The sequence below is a fragment of the Flavobacteriales bacterium genome, assembly GCA_020635855.1.
GTDB lineage: Bacteria > Bacteroidota > Bacteroidia > JACJYZ01 > JACJYZ01 > JACJYZ01.
The window spans coordinates 154,862-176,922 of sequence record JACJYZ010000002.1; the positions used below are offsets into that span (position 1 = coordinate 154,862).

A 22,061-nucleotide genomic window follows, 5' to 3' on the forward strand; every position below is an offset into this window, starting at 1 on the left:
CTTTATTTTTTACCCAAGCCATTTTTACCTACTTTTGCCCGGATACGAAAAAATCTGCCTTCCCCATGTGGGCATACCTTTCCACCTTTATACTACGTAACAGACTGGCTGTTTTGCTGAGCATCGGTGTGATCACCGTGTTCATGGGATACAAAGCGACATCCGTTCAGCTGTCGTACGAGTTTGCCAGTCTGCTTCCCAAAGACGATACCACCAGCATTGAATACCAACGGTTCAAGGACCTGTTCGGGGAAGACGGCAATGTACTCGTGATCGGTGTTCAGAATGACCACATGTATGACCTGGCCAATTACCAGGCATGGTATGATCTGGGTGAGACACTGCGGGAAACAGACGGCATTGAGGAAGTGGTATCCATCTCCCGTTTGTATACCATTACCAAGAATGAGGAGAAAAAGAAGTTCGAGTTCAAGCCATTGGTTGCTCACAGGCCCGAGACCCAGGCTGAAGTGGACAGCATCAAGGAAGCCATTCACAACCTGCCTTTTTACGAAGACATCCTGTACCGGAAGAATGGTGCCACATTGATGGCCATCACCCTGGATCGCAACCAACTGAACAGCAAGTCCCGCATCACCCTCGTGGATAACATCGTGAAGCATGCTCAGGCCTTTGAGAACAATCGGAACATCAAGGTTCACTACTCCGGTCTGCCTTTCATCCGAACCGCCATCACGGCCAAGGTGAAGAAAGAGCTTAACCTGTTCCTTTTCCTGGCCATCGGTGTAACCGCTACCATCCTGTTCCTGTTTTTCCGTTCCATCATGCCCGTGGTCTTTTCCATGCTGGTGGTGATCATCGGTGTAGTATGGTCTTTCGGAACCATCGGACTGCTGGGATACAAGATTACCATTCTTACAGGTCTGATTCCGCCCTTGATCATTGTGATCGGCATACCCAACTGCATTTTCCTGCTCAATACCTACCACAGGGAATACAAGAAACACGGAAACCAGATCACAGGTCTCAGCCGCGTTATCCGCAAGATAGGATCCGCCATCCTGATGACCAATGTGACCACCGCCTGCGGATTCGCTACCTTCTCCATCACCGAAAGTTCTGTGTTGAAGGAATTCGGAATTGTGGCGTCTACCAACATCATGATGATTTTCCTTCTCTCCCTGCTGATGATCCCCACGATCTTCAGTTACCTGAAACCGCCGGAGGAGAAGCACACCAAACACCTTGACAACCGAAGGGTGAAGACATTCGTGGAGAGACTGATCCTGCTTATCAGCAAGCGCCGTGCTTTTGTTTACGGTTTTACATTTTCGCTGCTGGTGGTTGTGGTGATCGGAATCACCAAAATGCATACGACCGGGAACATTGTGGATGACCTTCCCAAGGACGATCCGGTATATGTGGATCTGAAATTCTTCGAAGAACATTTCAGCGGTGTGATGCCCTTTGAAGTTTACATTGATACCGGCAAAAAGAAGGGTGTGATGCAGTTGAACAAGATGAAGAAAATCGAGCAACTGCAGAAACTGATCGCTTCGTATCCGGAATTCTCAAGACCTCTTTCGGTGGTGGATGTGGTGAAGTTTTCGAAACAGGCGTATTACAACGGCAACCCGAAAATGTTCGCTCTGCCCACGGGCGACAGCGAGATGAGCTTCATCGCCAAATATGCTCCCAAGGACTCTGCGGGTTCGAATCCGCTGAAATCCTTCATTGACAGCACACGGCAGATCACCCGCGTAAGTGCACAAATGGCCGATATCGGAACCACTCAGATCAAGCGTATCCGCGACGACATCCGCCCGAAGATCGATTCCATCTTCGATCCCAGCAAGTATAAAGTGGTGCTTACCGGTACCAGCATCGTTTTTCTCAAAGGCACCGATTACCTGGTCAACAGCCTCTTCGTAAGTGTGACTCTGGCCGTATTGCTGATCTCCTTCTTCATGGCTTTGTTGTTCCGTTCCTTCAGGATGGTACTCATTTCCCTTGTGCCCAACATGATCCCGTTGTTGCTGACAGCCGCCCTCATGGGTTATCTCGACATCGCCATCAAACCTTCTACTGTACTTGTATTCAGCATTGCTTTCGGAATTTCGGTGGATGATACCATTCACTTCCTGGCAAAATACCGGCAGGAGCTGAAGATCTATGACGGCAACATCAAACAATCGGTACTCGCCGCGTTACGCGATGTAGGCGTTAGCATGATGTATACGTCCATTATCCTGTTCTTCGGCTTCGGTATCTTTGCTGCTTCAAAGTTTGGCGGTACCATGGCACTGGGTGTGTTGATCGCCATCACCCTGCTGATCGCCATGTTCTCTAACCTGATTCTTCTACCATCCTTGTTGCTTTCACTCGATAAAGCCATCACATCCAAAGCTTTCAGGGAAGAACCGTTTATCGAGATCTACGACGAAGAGGAAGACATTGATCTGAATGAATTGACCATCCATCGCTTTTCTGGAGAGCAGGAAACAAGCAGGGAAGCCAGGGCTGGTGAATCGTAACATTTCTGCATGCCAATAGCCGGCATACAGCTACATAAGCCCACAAAATGAAAGGAATTATACTTGCCGGAGGTTCCGGTACCCGCCTTCATCCGCTGACCAAGGTCATCAGCAAACAACTGATGCCGGTATACGATAAACCCATGGTGTATTACCCGTTGAGCACACTGATGCTGGCAGGTATCCGTGATGTGCTTATTATTTCCACCCCACATGACATGCCCTTTTTCCAGCAACTTCTGGGAGATGGCTCACAATGGGGTTGCAATTTTGAGTACCGTGTGCAGGAAGTTCCGAACGGACTGGCACAGGCCTTCGTGATTGGTGCTGATTTCGTGGGTAACGATCCTGCGGCGCTGATCCTTGGCGACAATATTTTTTACGGCGCCGGCATGTCCAAAAAACTACAGGCCATGCAGCATCCCGACGGAGGGATCGTATTCGCCTACCATGTGTCAGACCCCGAAAGGTATGGGGTAGTGGAATTCGACGCGAACGGCGTGGCAGTGTCCATCGAAGAGAAACCTGCCAAACCCAAGTCGAGCTATGCGGTGCCCGGACTCTACTTCTACGACAACCGGGTGGTTGACATTGCCAAGAACCTGAAACCCAGTGCCCGCGGCGAATACGAGATCACAGATGTGAACAAGCAATACCTGGCCGATGGCAAACTCCAGGTGGCGGTGCTTGATCGCGGAACGGCATGGCTGGATACCGGCACCTTTGATTCCCTGATGCAGGCAGGTCAGTATGTGCAGGTGATAGAGAAACGCCAGGGGCTGAAAATCGGATGTGTGGAGGAAGTGGCATGGCGCATGAAATACATCAACGATGATGCGTTGGTACAACTGGCAGAACCGCTCACAAAAAGCGGTTACGGAACCTATCTCATGAAGTTGCTCAATGCCTGATACAAGCCCCATTTCGGATTGGCAAAAGGAGATCGCCATTGCCTGTGAACAATACCAACCCGGGGTAGAACCCGCAGGCTTGTACGAACCCATTCGTTACATTCTCGGACTGGGTGGCAAGCGGCTCAGACCCGTGCTCGTGCTGGCTGCATGTGACCTGATGGGTGGCAACCCGTATGATGCCATTGCGCCCGCACTCGGAATCGAACTCTTTCACAATTTCACCCTGATGCATGACGATATCATGGATCAGGCACCGCTCAGGCGTAACAAGGCCACCGTGCACGCGAGGTGGAATATCAATACAGCCATTCTTTCCGGTGACGCCATGCTGGTGAAAGCATACCAGCAATTTGAAGCATGTGCCCCGGAGGTCTATGGCAATGTCATGAAACTGTTTTCCAAAACTGCGTTGGAAGTATGCGAAGGACAACAGCTGGATATGGACTTTGAAGCCAGGGAAGACGTGGCGCTGGACGAATACATGCACATGATCCTCATGAAAACGGCAGTGTTACTCGCTGCCAGCTTGAAGATCGGTGCGTACGTGGCGGATGCGTCTGAAAGGGATGCAGATGCGCTGTACGAATTCGGCTTGTACAACGGACTGGCTTTTCAGCTGATGGACGACTGGCTGGATGTTTTTGGTGATAGCGGTGAAGTGGGGAAACAAGTGGGTGGAGATATCCTGGCCAACAAAAAAACATGGTTCTGGTTGTCTGTGTTGAAACACGGCACTGAGGAACAAAAAGCTTTGTTGAAAAAATGGTCTGCCATCCATGACCAACCCGATGAGAAGGTGGCCGTGATCCGTGATCTTTTTCTCAGCCTGTCCCTGGATCAGATGGGGCTCTCAGAAATGAAACGTTACCATCAGAAGGCTTTCCAGTCACTCGACTCCGTGTCCGTTCCCGATGAGCGGAAAGAACCCATGCGGAGTTACTTTTCTGCCCTGCTCAGCAGAACCAAATAAAAAAAGCCCCCCGTCATGCGACGGAAGGCTTTTCTGTTTTCATTCGGATTCTTCTTACAACCCTTTCACAAGACGAATGACTTTCTGCGCCTGTGTGTCTGTAGCGATCAAGCGTACCATGTACACGCCGTCGGGCAGACCAGCCAGACTGATCCTGTGTGTGCCGGATGGCAGGTTGCGTTTCACGATCACTGTCTCGCCGATCAGGTTGATCACTTCCATCTGAAGTGTACCCTTTCCTTCGATGCTCAGGTTCACCTGGTCACCGGCAGGGTTGGGGAAGAGCCTGAGGGCCACATCCTGTCCCACCTGTGCGATGCCTACATTCAGCACGGTCAGCGGAGAAGACTCGCCGGTACAACCGTTGGCGTCGGTCACCTTCACGGTGTACACGCCGTTCACATTCGGAACGTAAGTATCGTTGGTAGCACCGCTGATGAGTGCGCCGTCACGGAACCACTGATAGGTATGTGTTCCGGTGATGCCCGAAATGAACAGGGTACCGTTGACATCCTGTGTGATGGTAGGGGTCGGCAGCGGGTTCACGCTGATGGATGTGCTGGTGTTGCCCGTGCATCCGCCGCTGGCGGTTACCGTTACACTGTAAGTGGTATTGGCAGTCGGGTTCACAGTAACAGTCTGGGTGGTTGCACCTGTAGACCATTGGTAAGCGGTATATCCGCTACCGGCATCCATGTTCACCGCATCGCCTGCACACACCGTTGAATTGTCTGCGGAGATGGTCGGGTTCACACCGTTGGGATCCACGGTGGCCACCACTTCCACGCGCTCGCTCACGCATTCCTTCTCCTGGATCTCCCAGTCGTAGAAATAGTAGTAGTATCCATCCGAACCGGCATTGGTACCTGTGATGGACACCACACCGCCTACGTTGAGGGGGAAGGTACTGCCGGCATCATTCCGGTAGAGGTCCACGTCTGAAGGCGTGGTGGTCGGATCACCGGTACACTTGATGAAATAATTGGTACCGGGTTGCAGGTAGAAGTCGAGGGTCACACGGCTCTCACCCGCAGGGATGGTAACGGTTTTGGAAGCATATACCGGACCGGTATCACTGCCTTGCAGCACCTCGATCAGGCGGTCGCCTGCGGTGTTGGCATACACCTTCACGGTGCGCAGGTATACCGATGAAGTTACATCGAAGAACAAACCGCGCAGGTCATTGGCGGTGAAATAGCCACCCGTACCGATGGTGTTATCGGCCGGCCCGCCTTTCACCTTTGCCTTCTCATCCACGGCCTCCACCCAGTAACTGGTTGTGGAAGACACCGAAGGCGAGTATGGGCTGCCGGTGTACAGCAGGTTGCCCCCGTTGGCAGCGTCGTACCAATTGTACTTGTTACCGGAACCGGAAGCCGAAAGGTTCACCGTACCTGAGCCGCAGACCTGGTCGCCCTGAGTGGTGGGCGGACTGAGCAGGCTGATGGTCACATAAGACGTCTTGGTGTCGGTGTTTTGTCCATAGGCATTGGTAGCGGTCAGCTTCACGGTGAAGGTACCGCTGGCGGTATATGTGTGAGACGGGTTTTGTTGTGTGGAGGAAGCGCCGTCACCGAAATCCCATGCCCATGAAGTAGGGGCGAAGGTACTCTTGTCGGTGAACTGCACCTTGCCGTCGCAGCTGGCGGTTACGTCGGCCACGAAATCGGGTTCGGGGGCCACGTTGCACTGAACGGGATCACCCACACCCACTGCATACCATGCATTGGCGGTTTGCGCATATTCATTGGAGCAATCACCATAAAGATCTTTGGCTGCCTGCAATGAATAGTAGCGTGAATCAGCGTAGTTGGAGTTGGAACTCAGGTACACCGTCAGGTTGCGGAAGGCGATGTTTTCCGCTTTCTCACGGCCGATGCCCGTTACCTGGTATGCATTGCCGTTGTCGTTGGTTCCTGATTTTCCTTCCGACAGCAGGTAGTACCAATGGTTTTGTACACCGCTGTTGGTGTGTACACCGCCGTTGTCGTTCGAGCTGGTTTCCCAATAGGTTCCTTTATAGGTATCGGGGTTTGAATAGGTGTTCGGATTGCTCATGGAGCGGAAGGCACCGATGTCTTCAGCAATCAGGTAATCGCCGCGGCTGGGCGTAGCGTACCATTCCACCGCAGTTCCGAAGATGTCGCTGAAGGATTCGTTCAACGCACCGGATTCATTCTGGTACACGAGATTGGCGCTTTCGCTTGTGAGCCCGTGTGCCACTTCATGACAACCGATATCGATGGTGGTAAGTGGATCACCGTTGCCATCACCGTACCGCATGTACTGGCCGTTCCAGGAGGCATTGACCCATCCGTTGTCCCAGTGTACATAACCGAGCAGTTTGAAGCCGTTGCCATCAATGCTGTTGCGGTTGTGGCGTTTCTTCAGGTAATCGTACATCATTTCAGCGGCGAAGTGCGCGCTGGTGCCTGCATCATCCGCATTGGCGGTGGAGGTCCAGTTGTTATCGGAATCGGTGAAATCCACAGCGCCTCCGGTTGAAGTGCCATGCTGGGCGTTGTAGGTTTGGATACCGTTGCCACGCCCGGCTTCGCGCAGGCGGTAAGAGCCGTTGTAGCTGTCGGTGATGATGGTTTGTGTGCCGTCATAACGTGTCTTGGCTGTTCCGGTCGCATCCGCTGTATGGATGAGGTCGTTGCGGGCAATGATCTCTCCGGTTTGTGCATCCACATACAGTTCCCACCGGCCGTCGGGTTCCATGGCCCAGATGTTGTATTTGTAGGCCAGCCGGAAATCACCGGAAGAAGCGTCGAAGTTCGGCGCCACGATCCACAGTTCGGCTTTCGGGGAGAAGTCGAGTGTGGGATCTTCAAAAACCTTTCTCAGGTTTTCGATTTCCGTCTGGTCTTGCCAGATGTACTTGGTGGCACCGGCGAAGCCCAGGGCAGATTGGAGGGCCGAAGCTTCAGGCACCGAAGGGGTCACGTTGATGTTACCCAGGTCATAGTACAATCCGTTGATAGACCGCACGGTTCCATTAAGGACGTGCGCCCGGAATTCTCCACCCTGCACAGGAATGCCTTTGTACAACTGTTGGTACTTTTCGTGCTGGTATCCCATTGCATCCGGTTCGGTTTTCACCAACTGATAGGCATCGCTGGGTTTGGCTTGCACGGTGGAAAGGATGAGTTCCATTCCGGATTTGTTTGCGTGTCGCGCTGATGCGTCGTCGAAGCTGACGAACAAAGGTCTGCTGGATCGACTGGGATCCACGCGGACCACGGTCGCATCAGGGACAAGGGTTGCGGCAGCTTGCCCTGTGATCTCCTGGGCGTGAAGAAGGCCGGAGCTCATGGCAAGAATGCACAGGGATGCAATACATCCCGTGGGTATGCTTGTTTTCATAGCAAAACAGGTTAGTTAAAAATCACTCACTTGAGAAATGAAAAGACTCAACTGCAATTGTTGGGGGAGAATGCAAGAAAAAAATTTTTTCCCGGAAATCCTACATAGGCCCAATAAAATTTTGCCAGATCGATATAAACTTTACCCTTATTCTACAAGGTTCTGACAAGATTCTTCCAGGTCGGTGTGTACGAAGGTGAAACCGTCGGTCAAACATTTGGCGCAGGAAACGCTGCTTCCTTCAAGTACGATCACGGCTTTTCGTCCGAGTACTATCTTCAGCAGGAATGCCGGAACGGCCGGCAGGAAGTGAGGCTTGCCGGCAACTTTTGCCAGTGCACGGGAGAATTCGAGCTGGGTGGTCGGGTTCGGACTTGCCGCATTGTAGGTTCCATGGACGCGGGTGTTGTTGATGGGCCAGGATAGCATCCGGCATAGGTCGTCTATGTGAATCCACGGGAGTACCTGGCGGCCTGTGCCCAGTGCGGCACCCAGGCCCAGTTTTACAGGCTTGTACAACAACGGGAAAGCACCACCTTCTTTGCTCAGCACAACACCGATCCGGAAGATGGCGCTCCGGATGCCGAGGGAGGAAACCGTGGCGTGCGCTTCTTCCCATTGAACACAGCATTGTCCGAGAAACTTATCGGAAGGCGGATCGGTCTCCACGTGGTTGGCTTGCGGGTTTTCGGTAGGATAATAACCAACCGCTGATGCACCGATATACAGCGAAGGTTTGGAATCATTTGCCTTCAACGCTTCATATAAGGTAAGTGTGGCATTCACGCGGCTGTTGATCATCTCCTGTTGGTTGGCGTTGGTCCACCGGTTGTCAGATAAGCTTTTACCCGCAAGGTTAATGACCACATCGATGTTTGTTGTAGCATCCTGGTCAATGATGTGCCGATCCGGATCCCAGGCGAACATGCGCGTGAACGGCGGTATGGCTTTGGGTTGCCTGCTAAGCCCGAACACCTGATGCTCCGATGCATGCAATTGCACGGCAAGGTGCCTGCCGATCAGTCCGGTTCCGCCTGCGATCAGGATGTTCATGTGGATATCATATTGGACTTGATGGCCCGTTCTTCAATCGATACCTTTGAATGTATAAAGTTAAAAATACGTGTATTCATGAAAGCCATTTTAAAATACACCGGCCTTGTTGTATTGCTGCTGGGGAGTGTGTTGTTGTTTGCAGAAACCAACATGCACCGCGAAGACAACCTGGTGCTCGCCATCTGTTTCTTCCTGGTGGTGCTGTCGCTGTTCGCGTACGTATTTGGAAACCGTCGTACGTAAGGCGTTCCGGTTACGACTTCTTTTGCCGGATCTGTTGGGAGATCAGGTCCCATTGTTCTTTGGGAACCTCCGACATCACGTTGAACTGGCCGGCGCCTTTCAGCCATTCACCTCCGTCGATGGTCACCACTTCCCCCGTCATGTATGCTGAGAAATCAGATACCAGGTAAGAAGCAAGGTTGGCAAGTTCATGGTGTTCTCCCGCGCGTCCGAGCGGCACACGTCCTTCGGGATTGATGATCTGTTTCACGCTTTCCGGGAACAACCGCTCCCATGCACCTTTGGTAGGAAACGGTCCCGGAGCGATGGCATTCAACCGGATGTGGTAGGGTGCCCACTCCACAGCCAGTGAACGTGTAAGCGCCAGCACGCCGGCTTTTGCGCAGGCGGAAGGCACCACGTAGGCCGAGCCTGTCCACGCATATGTGGTAACAATATTCAGTACAACCGCATGCTGTTTGTCGGCGATCCATTTCTTGCCGAATGCAAGGGTGGTGTTGTAAGAACCTTTGAGTACGATGTCCACCACGGCGTCGAAGGCGCGGTTGGAAAGTTTTTCGGTCGGACTTATAAAGTTGCCGGCGGCATTGTTCACCAGTCCGGATACAGCGGGTCCGTTTGTGTTTGCCTGTTCCAGCATGGCTTCCACCTGGCTGTAGTCCCTGACATCACAAACGACGGGTTGTATTTTCGATGGGTAGATCTGATCAAGTGCTTCGGCCGTAGCTTCCAACACGTCCATTTTCCTGCTGGTGATCACCACATGCGCACCCAGGTGCAGGAAGGCTTCTGCCATTGATTTTCCCAGTCCGGTACCTCCTCCGGTAATTACGATCTTCTGACCGTTGAGACTGCCCTCGCGCAGCATCAGTTGGGAAACATCCATGTTATTCATGCTTGCGGGAGTCATTCACAGCTACGACTTCCTTCACTTGCGGAACGGCTTTTTTCATGGCTTCTTCGATACCGGCGCGCATGGTCATCGGGCTCATCGAACAACCGCAGCAGGCGCCCCACAGTTTCACCTTGACCACAAAATCTTCGGTGACTTCCTCGAGTGTAACATCACCGTCATCCGCCTGCAGGTAGGGCCGGATCAGCTCCAGTTCCTTCCTGATGATCTCGATCAGCTCGGTATGTTTGGGTGTGCTCATACACCTGTTTTCATCTGCACCTGTTCGGTGGGTGCCATGTTGGCGTTACGGATGGCCACTTCCTGTGCTACGCGTCCGGCCAGTTCGAGGAATGCCTGGGATTGGAAAGTATCTTCCTGCAATGCAGCCGGCCTCCCGGCTTCCGACGCTTCGCCGATGGATTGCACAAGCGGGATCTGTCCGAGGATGGGAAGGTCGAACTCACCGGCAAGCGTTTCTGCGCCGCCTTTTCCGAAAATGTGATAGATATGGTCTGGGAAATCGGCCGGGGAGAACCAGGCCATGTTTTCTACAAGACCGAGTACCGGTACGTTGATCTGTGGCATGCGGAACATCGCGATGCCTTTTCGTGCATCGGCCACGGCCAGTTTCTGGGGGGTGGTAACCACCACGGCGCCGGTCAGCGGAAGGGTTTGCACAAGGGTGAGGTGGATGTCGCCGGTTCCCGGAGGAAGGTCGATCAGGAGGTAGTCGAGTTCACCCCATGCCACGTCGCTGATCATTTGCTGCAGGGCTTTTGTGGCCATCGGTCCGCGCCAGGCTACTGCCTGGGAAGCTTCCGCGAAGAAGCCGATCGACATGAGTTTGACACCATAGTTCTGGACAGGTGCCATTTTCTTTTTACCGTTTTCTTCGGCCATGCCCGGGCGTTCGAATTGCACGTCGAACATGAGGGGGATGGACGGGCCGTATACATCGGCATCGATCAATCCTACCTTGGCGCCTTGCCGGGCCAGGGCCGCTGCCAGGTTGGCTGCAACCGTTGATTTGCCCACGCCGCCTTTGCCTGATGCAACGGCGATGATGTTGCGTATGCCTTCCAGCGCGGGTTTGCCTTGTGACTGGCCGGAGGTGACGTTCGAGGTCATGTTCACTTCCACCTCGGCTTCCGCATCTACGAAATGAATGATGGCATTCTCGCAGGCCCGTTGGATCATCTCTTTCATGGGGCATGCGGGTGTGGTGAGTACCACGCTGAACTTCACTTTCTTTCCGGAGATCTCCAGGTCGCGGATCATGCCCAGGGTCACCAGGTCTTTCTTGAGGTCGGGATCGTCTACGTTTCGCAGCGCATCCAGCACTGCATCTTTGTCAATGGCCATGGTAAATGTGTGATGCTTTCTCAGGAGTAAAGGTACTATTTATTAAGAATTGTTCTAAATAAGAAAGGGCGGGATGATTTGAAAATGTGTTGATGTGCCCATTTGAAAATGAGACATGGTGTGAATGATCCATGCAACTTGAGACTTGCGACTCGCGACTTATTCTATCCCCAGCTCCGTCACAGGGTCCCAGAACACCTTTTTAAAATCCAGGATCTGGTCGTCTTCCACGGTGATGCCCTCGTTCTCCAGAAGTTGTTGCATCACGGTGCCGCCGAAGTGCATCTTCCCGGTAAGCAGGCCCTGTCGGTTCACCACGCGGTGGGCGGGAACGGGTTCTTCGAGGTGGTGGCAATTGTTCATGGCCCATCCCACGATGCGAGCGGAGCGGCCACTGCCCAGGTAGCGGGCGATGGCGCCATAGGAGGTCACGCGTCCTTCGGGGATCAGGCGAACCACGGCGTATACGCGTTCAAAAAAATCGTCGGAATCTGAGGAGGTGGAGCGGGATGAAGGTGACTTCTTCATTTGGATTTCGGCGCCTTCACCTTCTCGCGCAACAGCTGGTTGATCTCTTTCAGGTAGGCATTTTCCTTGCGCAGGCTTTCCACTTCCTTCAACAGTTCGGGAATGTCTCCGGGAGCGGTTTGCGATGGCTTATAATCTTTCTTGCCGTCTTCCACGATGGCTGCGCCGGGTTTGCTGTAGTACTGAAAGAAGTCATAGCGCAACACTTCGGAGATCTTTTGCAGCAACGCGGTGTCAATGCTCTTGCGTTTGAAGATGCCATACACGTTCTGGGAAGTGGTGTTGATGCGGCGGGCAAATTCCGTTTTGCTCATGCCTGCGGTATCCAACTGTTTCCTGATGATCTGTCCGATGTGAATTCCCATGCGGCAATGGTCACAAAAAATTGTTTCATCACCTTCCGTTGAGAATCACAATTAATTTACACAAATGTAATTAATACTTACCTAAGTAAGAAAACCTAGTCGAGTGTGATTGTTTTATACATCCGGGTCCATCAATCATGGCTTGATGGTGTCTTGAATGTGTTGGGTTTGCTTCTTTTTCTTTTTCGGAGGAGGCGGCAAATCATCCGGCAACGAGAAGCGCAGGTAGTGGATGTTTTTTCCTTTTGCTAAAAAAAGCTGCTCATAATGTGTACGGATGGAACGCACCATGTCGGGGATCTCGTCCAGTGAACCGTGTACATCCTCGCATACGATTTCAGGCCGGATGCGGAGGTGTTCCAGTACTTCCATGGTGTATGCGAACAATTCGGCGCTGTCGGTTTTCAGGTGGATGCGACCGCCGGGCCGAAGGATCTTATGGTACCTGTGAAGGAAGGCGTGTCCGGTGAGCCGTTTCTTTTCCCTGCGGCTGGTGGGTTGCGGGTCGGGGAAGGTGATCCAGATGTCGCTTACCTCATCTTTGCCGAAGCATTGTTCGATGCGTTCGATGGGTGTGCGCAGGAAAGCCACGTTCCCGAGGTTTTCGTTCAGGGCCGTTTTGGCGCCACGCCAGATACGGGCCCCTTTGATGTCTACTCCGATGAAGTTGCAGTCGGGAAAGGCACGGCCCATCCCCAGGGTGTATTCCCCTTTTCCGCAACCGAGTTCAAGGGTGAGGGGTTGTTCGTTGTGGAAATGATCCCGGCTCCATTTGCCTTTCAGGAGGAATGTTGCCGCTTCTTCCGGGCGTCCCGGCTGGATCACATTCGGCAACGCGTCGTTCTCTGCATACCGGTACAATTTGCTTCTTCCCATGGCCGCAAATATAGGGGCTTTCGCCCGGATCGCCTACCTTTGGCACCGCCGCATATGTCGCAGCAACCCCGCATATTGGTCGCCCCGCTGGATTGGGGACTCGGTCATGCCACCCGGTGCATTCCGGTGGTTCATGGTTTCCTGCAAGCGGGTGCCGATGTGGTGCTGGCGGGCACAGGCGCCGGACTTGCCATTCTCCGGGAAGTGTTTCCGCACCTGACTGCCCTTGAAATTCCCGGTTATGATGTGCGCTATGCACAACGTACGCCGATGGCGCTGGCCATGGCCTGGCAAATGCCGCGGGTGATGCGTACCATCAAGGAAGAACACCATTGGCTGGATGAACAGGTATCCCGTTTCAACCTGGATGCGGTTGTTTCCGATAACCGCTACGGTTTGTGGAGTGACCGCATCCCATCTGTCTTCATCTCGCATCAGATCCACATCCAGGCGCCGGCATTTGCCGGTTCGTTGTATCGCTGGCAGCTGCGCATGATCCGGCATTTCCGGGAAATATGGGTACCGGACGATCCGGGTGAGAACAACCTCTCGGGTGATTTGTCACACGGGCAACCCCTGCCGGCGAATCTCCGCTATGTCGGGCCGCTGTCAAGGTTCAACGCACCCGATGTGAAGCCGCCGCGGAAAGGGGGCGGACTGGTGGTGTTGTCTGGCCCTGAACCCCAACGTACGATCCTGGAACATGTGCTTGCCCGTTGGTTGAAGGATCAACCGTCTCCTTATATGGTGGTTCGGGGGTGGGCGAAATCACCACCACCTGATGTGGGCGTACATGTGAAATGGATGGATCACCTGCCACCGGATGCGTTGCAGAAGGCCCTGCTGGAGGCGGATCATATCATTTGCCGCTCGGGGTATTCCACGCTGATGGACCTGGACCGGTTGGGGCGTACTGCCATCGTAATTCCCACACCCGGACAAACCGAGCAGGAGTACCTGGCTGAAAGGTGGATGACGCTTGGCAGGGGTGTCGCGTGCAGCCAGCACTCCTTACAACTGGATGCGGCCTTGGCTTCTCTGAAACAGCTCCCCGATGCGAATTTCAAAAGAGAGGACCTCCTAACACCTGTGGTGAAAGGTTTCGTGGATTCGTTGAAATCATGTTGATAAACGGGTGGGCATTCCCTTGACCTTCACCCGGAATTTCCTACCTTCACTTCTATGAAGGTGCACCGCATTCTATTTCTGGGAATTTTCATGGCACTGTCTGCAGTCGGCCATGCGGGTTCAGGTGAGCAGGGTGGAGCAAGCATCCAGGGAAACTGGCGTGCCGACAAGGGTACCAATGCCCTCGGACAGCAAGAGTACATCGACATGGAACTTCGCCCGGATGGAACAGGTTTTTTCGGGGAAGGCATTCGCGAAAACAACGAAGAGAAGTACCTGCCGTTCCTGTCTTTTTCCATTCGCCAGTGGCACCTCATGGGGGATACCCTGGTGGTGGAAGGGGAATTGGATCCAACACAAGCCATGGGCGGTGCAGCCATTCAGGCTGAACTCGCCGGCATCTCCATCAAACGTTATTTCGTGTTGCAATACGAGAAGGACAATGAATTCAAAGGACTTCCTGTGGAGCCGGATGCCAGGATCGTTAAGGTATCCCCGGATAAACTCCGACAATTCACCTTCAAGCGGAATTGACGGGGAAATGCTCCCGGTGGTCGCGTAAGTTGCTTCGCGGTCAAGTACTCCCTTACGGTCGTGTCAATAGGCTGCGCCGTAAATGGCTCCCGTTGGTCGCGTAAATGGCCAAAAGCTCCCTTCGGTCGCGACAATCACAGCTTCGTTTCAATTATTTCCACGGATGATTTCCATCCGTATTGCAAAGTACCTATGAAGAAGGTCGCTAACCACCTCATGAGGGCCAACTTGAGACTCGCGACTTGAAACTTGCGACTTGTCAAAATGCTCCCTTCGGTCGCGTAAATGGCATCCCGTCCATTGATCTTACTTTGGACAGTCTATCGTCTATTATCTAACGTCTTTCTAACGTCCCTTCTTCACCGTAAATGAGAACGTGGAGCCCACGCCTTCGGTGCTGCGTACGTTCACGGTTTGTCCGTGCGCCTCGATGATGTGTTTTACGATGGAGAGCCCGAGGCCGGTGCCGCCGCGTTCGCGTGAACGGCTTTTATCCACCCGGTAGAATCTTTCGAAAATGCGCGACAGGTGACCGGGGGGGATGCCGATGCCATTGTCGGCCACTTCCACGAGCCAGTTCTCATCCATGTCGTAGATGCGCACTTCGGTATGGCCGTTTTCCCTTCCGTACCGGATGCTGTTCACCACCAGGTTGGTGAATACCTGCCGGATGCGGTCTTTGTCGGCCCAGGCCTCCATGGGTTTGTCGTAATTCTCTTTTAACCCCAGGGTGATGTTGTATTCCTGCGCCCTCATTTCCTGTGCGTGCAGGATGTCTTTGGCCATCTGCACCAGGTCGAATTTCTCGAAGTACAATTGTAATTCCCCTACTTCCAGCTGGGAAATGGACTCGAGGTCTTCGATGATGTGGATCATGCGGTCGACGCTCTTGGCGGCTCTTTCCAGGTAATCCCGGTTGATGGTGGGATCTTCGAGTCCGCCTTCCAGCAGGGTAAGCACATAGCCCTGGATGTTGAAGATGGGGGTTTTCAGTTCGTGGGAAACGTTGCCGAGAAATTCTTTCCTGTATTGTTCCTCGGCCACGAGTTTGTCGATTTCCTTTCTCCGGTCATCCGCCCATGCCTCTACGTCGCGGTTGATCCTGGCCACGAAGTCCTCATTCATGTGGATGATCTCTTCTTCCTTTCTTCCCGACTTGGTGGATTTCTCTTTCTGGATGGTTTTGTAGATCAGTTTGATCTTCCGGTAAATGAACTGCCCGATCACGTAGCGAAGTACGAAGAAGCCGGTAGCGAATGTGAGTAGAAAGAAGATAATGACGACCAGAGGGGAAACCAGATGATCATCGATCCGGCAAACGATCACAAAAATGAAAGTGGCAATGGCTGCCAGTAAAGCTGCCGACCGGATGGATATTTGTTGGGGGCTTTGGTTTCGCATCACCGGGTGAGTCAGTCTGTTCTTGTCCTGAATTCCATTGTCACGACCACATCCGTGTTCCCGGATTTTCGGTTATAGGCACGGATTCAACCTGATTTCTAAATTACATTAAAATTCAAATTTGTACCCAACGCCTTTTACCGTGCGGATCAGGTGTTCTCCCAATTTTTCGCGGAGTTTGCGGATGTGCACGTCGATGGTGCGTTCGCCGACGATCACGTCGTTGCCCCATACGGAGGAAAGGATCTCTTCACGTTTGAAGACCTTTCCGGGTGCGGATGCGAGGAGGAACAGCAGGTCGAACTCTTTCTTCGGCAATTCCATCGGCTGGCCGTCGAGGCTGACCAGGTATTTCTGGAGATCGATGGTAATGGGACCGGCCTTGATTTCGTTCGGATGGGCGGCGATCAGGGAACGACGACGCAGCAGGGCTTTCACCCGGCTCACCAGCACCCTGGGTTTGATGGGCTTGGTGATGTAGTCGTCTGCGCCGGATTCCAGGCCGGCGATCAGGGTATAATCTTCGTTGCGTGCAGTAAGAAAGGTGATCAGGGTATTACCGATGTCTTCCATCTTTCTTAGTTCATGACAGGTTTCGATGCCATCCATTTCTGGCATCATCACATCCAGGATGATGAGGTCGGGGTGGAAGGATTTGGCGATCTGAAGTGCATCCCTGCCGTTGGAGGCGGTCTTTACCTCGTATTCTTCCTTTTCCAGGTTGTAGCGGATGAACTCCAGGATGTCCGGTTCATCATCCACCAACAGTATTTTTTGTCGATTTTCATCCATAACCGTTGATTTTCCATTCAGCTCTTTGGCTTCGGTATACATTGCAGGTGTTTTGAAAGCATTTGAAAAACACCTGCAATGTATGAATGATATATGAACCCGATATTAAATCGCTAGAGCCCCAACTCAACCTGGAACCGGAAGATCAGCAAATCATCCGATACATGGTCTTCTTTTCTGTAAGATAAGTCACTCTGGATTTTCAGATGATGTCCGGCGATGTATTTGGAGACACACAGGGTTGTTTCCTGGATCCCGTTGCGACCAGTGGCAACTTCCGGACTAATCATGGTTGTTCTGGCTGCGACTTCTACATTGTTTTTGAAAAGATATCCGGCTTGCATATTCACGCCTGTTCCGGTTACGAAGCTTTGAAGAATGTTGCCGGTGCTGTCTGTAATTGCTGGGCTGGTGCTGCTTGTCCGGTTCGCAAATTCGCCCAGAACACAAATCCCGTTGTATTTGAAAATGGCATCTGCCAACAAGGTGCTGAGGTCGGTTGAGGCGGAGAGGAATTTGCCCAGGTGACCTTCTTCACGCGTAGCATCGTCGTCGAAATCGTAAGTAATACCCAGTGCAAGCTTTGGTTTTTCTTCTCTTTTCAGATCAGACAGGAAGTAATCTCCTTTGCCGGTGAATTCACCGAATGGAAGGACTTCAACCCGGCCCGTATAGTCGTAACCACCGCTGTTTGATGCTGTAATGTCACGTCCTTCGCCCATGGAAATGGAAGCGATTTCACGTATGACTACGTTACCTGTAGTTGATGTATGATGCAATTGAATGCCCATGTCGCGATCAATGTTGAAGTTTGAATTCACCTGCGAGCGGTCCACGAATTGCAAAGATTGAGATGACACGACCCGTTCCCTGTTGCCGGGTAGTTTGGTTTGTCCGAACCACAGCTGTGTGTTTTTGCATACCTCCCATTTCACCACGGCATCGAGGATGATGTTGGCGGTGTTGTTGCTTTGACTGATGTTCCCGCCTCCGTGGTCCCTGTTGGTGAGTCCGAGTTCCATTTTGTAGGTGACCTTCGGACTGAATGCAAAGCCTTCGAATTTCAATCGTGCCCGGCGTGTCAGCAGTTTGTCGCTGTAATGATCGGTAATGCTGGTATCGTCGGTGACGATATAATGTCCTTCATAAAGCGTTTGAATGCGGGTTGCGAATTTCAGAGAAAATGAAGTGTCTTCCGCGGCAATGTGTATGCCCTTCCCGAATTTTTCATTTGTTTTGATTTGTGCCGTGCTGGTTCCTGCCATACATAGGAAGATGGATGTGGCAGCCAGCAGTTGATTCATGCGCGTAAAGTTGTGTGTCATACCCGTTGTTCTGCTATTGGTTTTGTTATGCAAATGTGACTAAAATGTGTTCTGTAAGTTGACTCACCGATAAGAATTCGTGATTTATTAATGCAATGGTAACATAAGCTTAACACGGTGCTGCTTTGCCACCGGAACACATGCCCTACATTTGCAAAAAAACTAACGCATAACAATCTAATCAAGCAAGTTGAGATGAGCACAAGACACACATTTTTCACCATCAATCTGGGTATATTGATGACTTCGGTTTGTATGCTGGTTGCATCATGTTCGGGTGAGAAACAGGAGAACAGCCAAGCGGGTGACTCCCAGTTGGCCGGTTCGGTCAAGATAGATGGTTCCAGCACAGTATACCCTATCACTGAAGCGGTGGCGGAAGACTTCAGGAATGAACAACCGGAGGTAAGGGTGACCGTGGGTGTTTCAGGAACCGGTGGGGGCTTTAAGAAATTTTGCAGGGGTGAAACAGATATCAACGATGCATCACGTCCTATCAAAGACAAAGAGGTTGAATTGTGCAAAGAGAATAACATCGAGTATGTATCGCTGGCTATTGCCTATGACGGATTGGCCGTTGTTGTGAATCCGGCCAATGATTGGATGAATGATATCACGGTTGAAGAACTGAAGAAGTTATGGGAACCCGCAGCACAGGGTGTGATCACCAAATGGAGTCAGGTACGGGCAGGGTGGCCGGATGAAGAGATTCATCTGTTCGGTCCGGGTGTGGCATCCGGTACTTACGATTATTTCACCGAGGCCATCGTGGGCGAAAGCGGAAGCAGCCGCGGGGATTTTACCGCAAGTGAAGATGACAATGTGCTGGTACAAGGCATCGCCAGTGATAAATTTGCGATTGGCTTTTTCGGACTTGCCTATTACGAGGAAAATCAGGACAAACTTAAGCTGGCAGGTGTGAGTGACAACGGAGCCCCCGCGGTAAAGCCCAACATGGAAACCGTTTCAAGTGGCACCTATGCACCGTTGTCCCGGCCTATCTTTATTTATGTAAGCAGTGCGGCGGCGCAGCGCCCGGAAGTCAGGGCTTTTGTGGATTTCTATCTTGAACAAGCACCTGAGATATCCAAGGAAGTCGGTTATATTCCCCTTCCTCAAGCGGATTATGAAAAAGCCAGAACAGATTTTGCTAACTTCAAACCGGCAACTGCTAATCCGCAATAAACAATCCCCCGGTACCGCAGTGATCTGCCCGGAAGAAGTGACAGCATCATGAAACTGAAGGAATTCCTGATCGAGCGGGCATTGTTCCTGGCTGCAGCCATCACGGTGCTTACAACCCTTGGAATTATTGCCATCCTGCTGGTTGAGTCGATGGGGTTTTTCACTGAGGTTTCGCTTTGGGATTTCCTGACGGATACCGAATGGACCCCATTGTTCACCAACAAGCACTATGGCATTCTTCCATTGATTTCCGGTACGTTGCTTACCACTGTGATTGCGATCGCTGTCGCGTTGCCCGTTGGTCTTACCATTGCGATCTATCTGAGTGAATATGCCCCGAAAAGTTTTCGCACCACGGTCAAACCCATGCTGGAAATCCTGGCTGCCGTGCCTACGGTGGTGTATGGTTTTTTCGCGCTGATGGTGGTTACGCCCTTCCTCCAAAAGATCGATCCTGATATCTCCGGTTTCAATGCCATGTCTGCCGGTATTGTCATGGGTATCATGATCATTCCGTTCGTTTCTTCCCTGAGTGAAGATGCGCTGTATGCCGTGCCCAAGTCGCTCCGTGAAGCTTCCTACGGCATGGGGTCCACGCGCCTGCAAACCTCTTTCCGGGTGATGTTACCCGCCGCTTCTTCCGGTATCGTGGTTTCTGTGATTCTTGCCATATCCAGGGCCATCGGCGAAACCATGATCGTGGCGATCGCTGCCGGACAACAACCGCGGTTGACAGCAGACCCAACCGTGCCCGTGGAAACCATCACGGCCTATATCGTTCAGGTGTGCCTGGGGGATGTGGTGCACGGGTCGCTGGAATACAAAACCATTTTTGCCGCCGGTCTGGCGCTTTTTGTGTTCACCTTCATCCTGAACAACATCAGTTTCTGGATCAAAAGGAGATTCCATCAGAAGTATGAATAGCACCAGGGTCAACCGGATCAAGGATAAAGCCTTCAAAGTGTTTGGCATTTGTTGCACCATGCTGGGCCTGGTTGTACTCGCCGTTTTTATCATAGACATCCTGATGGATGGGTTGCCCCGACTGGATATTGACTTCCTTACCAGCTTGCCATCACGCAGGGCCTCAAAAGCCGGTATAAAAACAGCATGGGCTGGTACCGCATGGATCCTCGGGTTAACAACGATGATCGCATTTCCACTTGGTGTAATGGCAGGTATATACCTCGAAGAGTATGGAAAAAAAAGCAGGTGGGCTTCCTTTCTTGAAGTGAACATCGCCAACCTGGCCGGTGTGCCTTCGGTGATTTACGGTTTGTTGGGTTTGCAGATATTCGGACGTGTCCTGGGATTGGGAAACAGCTTGTTGTCGGGTGCCCTTACATTGAGCCTGTTGATCCTTCCGATCGTGATTGTGGCCACACGGGAAGCGCTACGCGCGGTTCCAAAAACCGTAAAGGAAGCTTCCCTGGCGATGGGAGCAACCAAGTGGCAGACCATTTATCACCAAATGCTTCCGGCATCCATGGGTGGCATCATCACCGGATCCATCCTCGCCTTGTCAAGGGCTGTGGGAGAAACTGCACCGCTGATTGTGATCGGGGCGCTGGCATATGTGCCTTTTGTTCCTAAAGGCCCGATGGATGAATTCACCGTATTGCCCATCCAGGTGTTCAATTGGGTGTCCAGGCCGCAAAAGGAATTTCTTGTCAATGCCGCGGCAGCCATCATTGTGCTGTTGGCGATTACATTGTTGATGAATGGAATAGCCATATATTTACGTAACCGCTGGCAAAGGAAAGTGAAATGGTAAGAGATAGCAGAAAAATTGTTGAGGATGTTGAGGTTGTGAAGGAAGAACAAAAGAAAGTTCAACCCTCCGAGGCCCGTTCTTCGGAAAAATATAAGTTGGAAGCGCAGAGCGTAGATGTATACTATGGTCATTTCCACGCGTTGAAAAATATCAACCTTGGAATGTACCAGAATACGGTAACCGCATTCATCGGGCCGTCGGGTTGCGGCAAATCCACCTTCCTGCGTCTCTTCAACCGGATGAATGATTACATAGATGGCTTTCAGTTGAAAGGCGAGATCATCGTGGATGGCAAAAAAATTTACTGGAAGGATACCCGGGTGGAAGAGCTTCGGATGAAGGTGGGCATGGTGTTCCAGAAACCCAACCCGTTTCCCAAAACCATTTTTGACAATGTAGCCTATGGCCTGCGGGTTCACGGCGTGAAGGACAAACGTTACATCGAAGAAAAGGTGGAGCTATCTCTTCGTCAGGCTGCTCTGTGGGATGAGGTGAAAGACGACCTGAAAAGATCTGCATTGGCCTTATCCGGAGGTCAGCAACAAAGGTTGTGCATCGCCCGAACCCTGGCGGTAGAACCGTCGGTGATCCTGATGGACGAACCCGCTTCTGCACTGGACCCCATTTCAACTTCCAAAATAGAAGAGCTGATCTACGAATTGAAGAAACAATACACCATTGTTATCGTCACACATAATATGCAGCAGGCTGCACGTATCAGCGATTATACCGCATTCTTTTACATGGGCGAACTGGTGGAGTATGGCGATACCAAGAAAATATTTACCAACCCTGAAGCGGAACAAACGGAAAACTACATCACCGGCCGTTTCGGCTAAACATTGATGC

At 52.0% G+C, this 22,061-nt stretch carries 21 protein-coding genes; 10 read left to right on the forward strand and 11 right to left on the reverse strand.

From position 1 onward, the window contains the following. Positions 1-65 precede the first annotated feature (65 nt). Genes H6585_00610 through H6585_00620 form a run of 3 tightly spaced genes read left to right on the forward strand, consistent with a single transcriptional unit; the run spans position 66 to position 4,379 of the window. Positions 66-2,495 (forward strand): MMPL family transporter, encoded by a 2,430-nt coding sequence (locus tag H6585_00610; protein ID MCB9446827.1) that lies wholly within the window; start codon positions 66-68, stop codon positions 2,493-2,495. Positions 2,496-2,542: 47 nt separating this feature from the next. Beyond that, a complete protein-coding gene (rfbA, locus tag H6585_00615; protein ID MCB9446828.1) occupies positions 2,543-3,406 on the forward strand; it encodes a glucose-1-phosphate thymidylyltransferase RfbA in 864 nt (287 codons plus the stop codon). Then, positions 3,399-4,379, forward strand: coding sequence for a polyprenyl synthetase family protein (locus H6585_00620; GenBank protein MCB9446829.1), 981 nt, complete (start codon positions 3,399-3,401; stop codon positions 4,377-4,379). Before rfbA ends, H6585_00620 begins: the two co-directional genes overlap by 8 nt. Positions 4,380-4,433: 54 nt before the next feature. Here H6585_00620 and H6585_00625 read toward each other — a convergent pair whose 3' ends face one another. Together H6585_00625 and H6585_00630 are read right to left on the reverse strand one after the other, a co-directional pair. Continuing rightward, a complete protein-coding gene (locus H6585_00625) occupies positions 4,434-7,748 on the reverse strand; it encodes a M4 family metallopeptidase (protein MCB9446830.1) in 3,315 nt (1,104 codons plus the stop codon). Between the two features lie 147 nt (positions 7,749-7,895). Then, entirely contained in the window at positions 7,896-8,801 is a 906-nt protein-coding gene (locus tag H6585_00630) for a TIGR01777 family protein (GenBank protein ID MCB9446831.1), read from the reverse strand. A 78-nt stretch (positions 8,802-8,879) separates the two neighbouring features. Between H6585_00630 and H6585_00635 the strand changes: the two genes are divergently transcribed. Further along, entirely contained in the window at positions 8,880-9,047 is a 168-nt protein-coding gene (locus H6585_00635) for a hypothetical protein (protein ID MCB9446832.1), read from the forward strand. Positions 9,048-9,057: 10 nt separating this feature from the next. On the opposite strand, the gene H6585_00640 is transcribed toward H6585_00635, so the two are convergent. The 6 genes from H6585_00640 to trmB all read right to left on the reverse strand — a co-directional run bounded on the left by H6585_00640 (position 9,058) and on the right by trmB (position 13,073). After that, the gene (locus H6585_00640) at positions 9,058-9,933 is read right to left on the reverse strand and encodes an SDR family oxidoreductase (GenBank protein MCB9446833.1); all 876 of its coding nucleotides are present in this window, start codon (positions 9,931-9,933) and stop codon (positions 9,058-9,060) included. Between the two features lies 1 nt (position 9,934). Continuing rightward, positions 9,935-10,177 (reverse strand): NifU family protein, encoded by a 243-nt coding sequence (locus H6585_00645; protein ID MCB9446834.1) that lies wholly within the window; start codon positions 10,175-10,177, stop codon positions 9,935-9,937. A gap of 20 nt (positions 10,178-10,197) precedes the next feature. Next, positions 10,198-11,304, reverse strand: coding sequence for an Mrp/NBP35 family ATP-binding protein (locus tag H6585_00650; protein MCB9446835.1), 1,107 nt, complete (start codon positions 11,302-11,304; stop codon positions 10,198-10,200). Positions 11,305-11,463: 159 nt separating this feature from the next. After that, entirely contained in the window at positions 11,464-11,832 is a 369-nt protein-coding gene (locus H6585_00655; protein MCB9446836.1) for an MGMT family protein, read from the reverse strand. Next, positions 11,829-12,197 (reverse strand): helix-turn-helix domain-containing protein, encoded by a 369-nt coding sequence (locus H6585_00660; protein MCB9446837.1) that lies wholly within the window; start codon positions 12,195-12,197, stop codon positions 11,829-11,831. The genes H6585_00655 and H6585_00660 overlap by 4 nt, the downstream gene beginning before the upstream one ends. Before the next feature lie 135 nt (positions 12,198-12,332). Then, the gene (trmB, locus tag H6585_00665) at positions 12,333-13,073 is read right to left on the reverse strand and encodes a tRNA (guanosine(46)-N7)-methyltransferase TrmB (protein MCB9446838.1); all 741 of its coding nucleotides are present in this window, start codon (positions 13,071-13,073) and stop codon (positions 12,333-12,335) included. Positions 13,074-13,127: 54 nt separating this feature from the next. Here trmB and H6585_00670 point away from each other — a divergent pair, with 54 nt between their 5' ends. Together H6585_00670 and H6585_00675 are read left to right on the forward strand one after the other, a co-directional pair. Next, positions 13,128-14,201 (forward strand): glycosyltransferase, encoded by a 1,074-nt coding sequence (locus tag H6585_00670; protein ID MCB9446839.1) that lies wholly within the window; start codon positions 13,128-13,130, stop codon positions 14,199-14,201. Positions 14,202-14,291: 90 nt separating this feature from the next. Continuing rightward, positions 14,292-14,735, forward strand: coding sequence for a hypothetical protein (locus H6585_00675; protein MCB9446840.1), 444 nt, complete (start codon positions 14,292-14,294; stop codon positions 14,733-14,735). Positions 14,736-15,080: 345 nt separating this feature from the next. On the opposite strand, the gene H6585_00680 is transcribed toward H6585_00675, so the two are convergent. The 3 genes from H6585_00680 to H6585_00690 form a co-directional block, all read right to left on the reverse strand. Further along, positions 15,081-16,136, reverse strand: a complete 1,056-nt coding sequence (locus H6585_00680; GenBank protein MCB9446841.1) for a sensor histidine kinase — start codon at positions 16,134-16,136, stop codon at positions 15,081-15,083. A gap of 108 nt (positions 16,137-16,244) precedes the next feature. Continuing rightward, positions 16,245-16,928 (reverse strand): response regulator transcription factor, encoded by a 684-nt coding sequence (locus H6585_00685; GenBank protein MCB9446842.1) that lies wholly within the window; start codon positions 16,926-16,928, stop codon positions 16,245-16,247. A 113-nt stretch (positions 16,929-17,041) separates the two neighbouring features. Next, a complete protein-coding gene (locus H6585_00690; protein MCB9446843.1) occupies positions 17,042-18,253 on the reverse strand; it encodes an FmdC precursor in 1,212 nt (403 codons plus the stop codon). A 240-nt stretch (positions 18,254-18,493) separates the two neighbouring features. On the opposite strand from H6585_00690, the gene H6585_00695 reads away from it, so the two are divergent. From H6585_00695 to H6585_00710, 4 genes are read left to right on the forward strand one after another with little or no spacing between them, the layout of a single operon-like run. After that, positions 18,494-19,438: a PstS family phosphate ABC transporter substrate-binding protein gene (locus H6585_00695; protein MCB9446844.1), complete on the forward strand. Its 945-nt coding sequence runs from the start codon at positions 18,494-18,496 to the stop codon at positions 19,436-19,438. Between the two features lie 48 nt (positions 19,439-19,486). Further along, the gene (gene pstC, locus H6585_00700; protein ID MCB9446845.1) at positions 19,487-20,362 is read left to right on the forward strand and encodes a phosphate ABC transporter permease subunit PstC; all 876 of its coding nucleotides are present in this window, start codon (positions 19,487-19,489) and stop codon (positions 20,360-20,362) included. Continuing rightward, entirely contained in the window at positions 20,355-21,212 is an 858-nt protein-coding gene (gene pstA / locus H6585_00705; GenBank protein MCB9446846.1) for a phosphate ABC transporter permease PstA, read from the forward strand. Before pstC ends, pstA begins: the two co-directional genes overlap by 8 nt. Continuing rightward, the gene (locus H6585_00710) at positions 21,206-22,051 is read left to right on the forward strand and encodes a phosphate ABC transporter ATP-binding protein (protein ID MCB9446847.1); all 846 of its coding nucleotides are present in this window, start codon (positions 21,206-21,208) and stop codon (positions 22,049-22,051) included. The genes pstA and H6585_00710 overlap by 7 nt, the downstream gene beginning before the upstream one ends. Positions 22,052-22,061 lie beyond the last annotated feature (10 nt).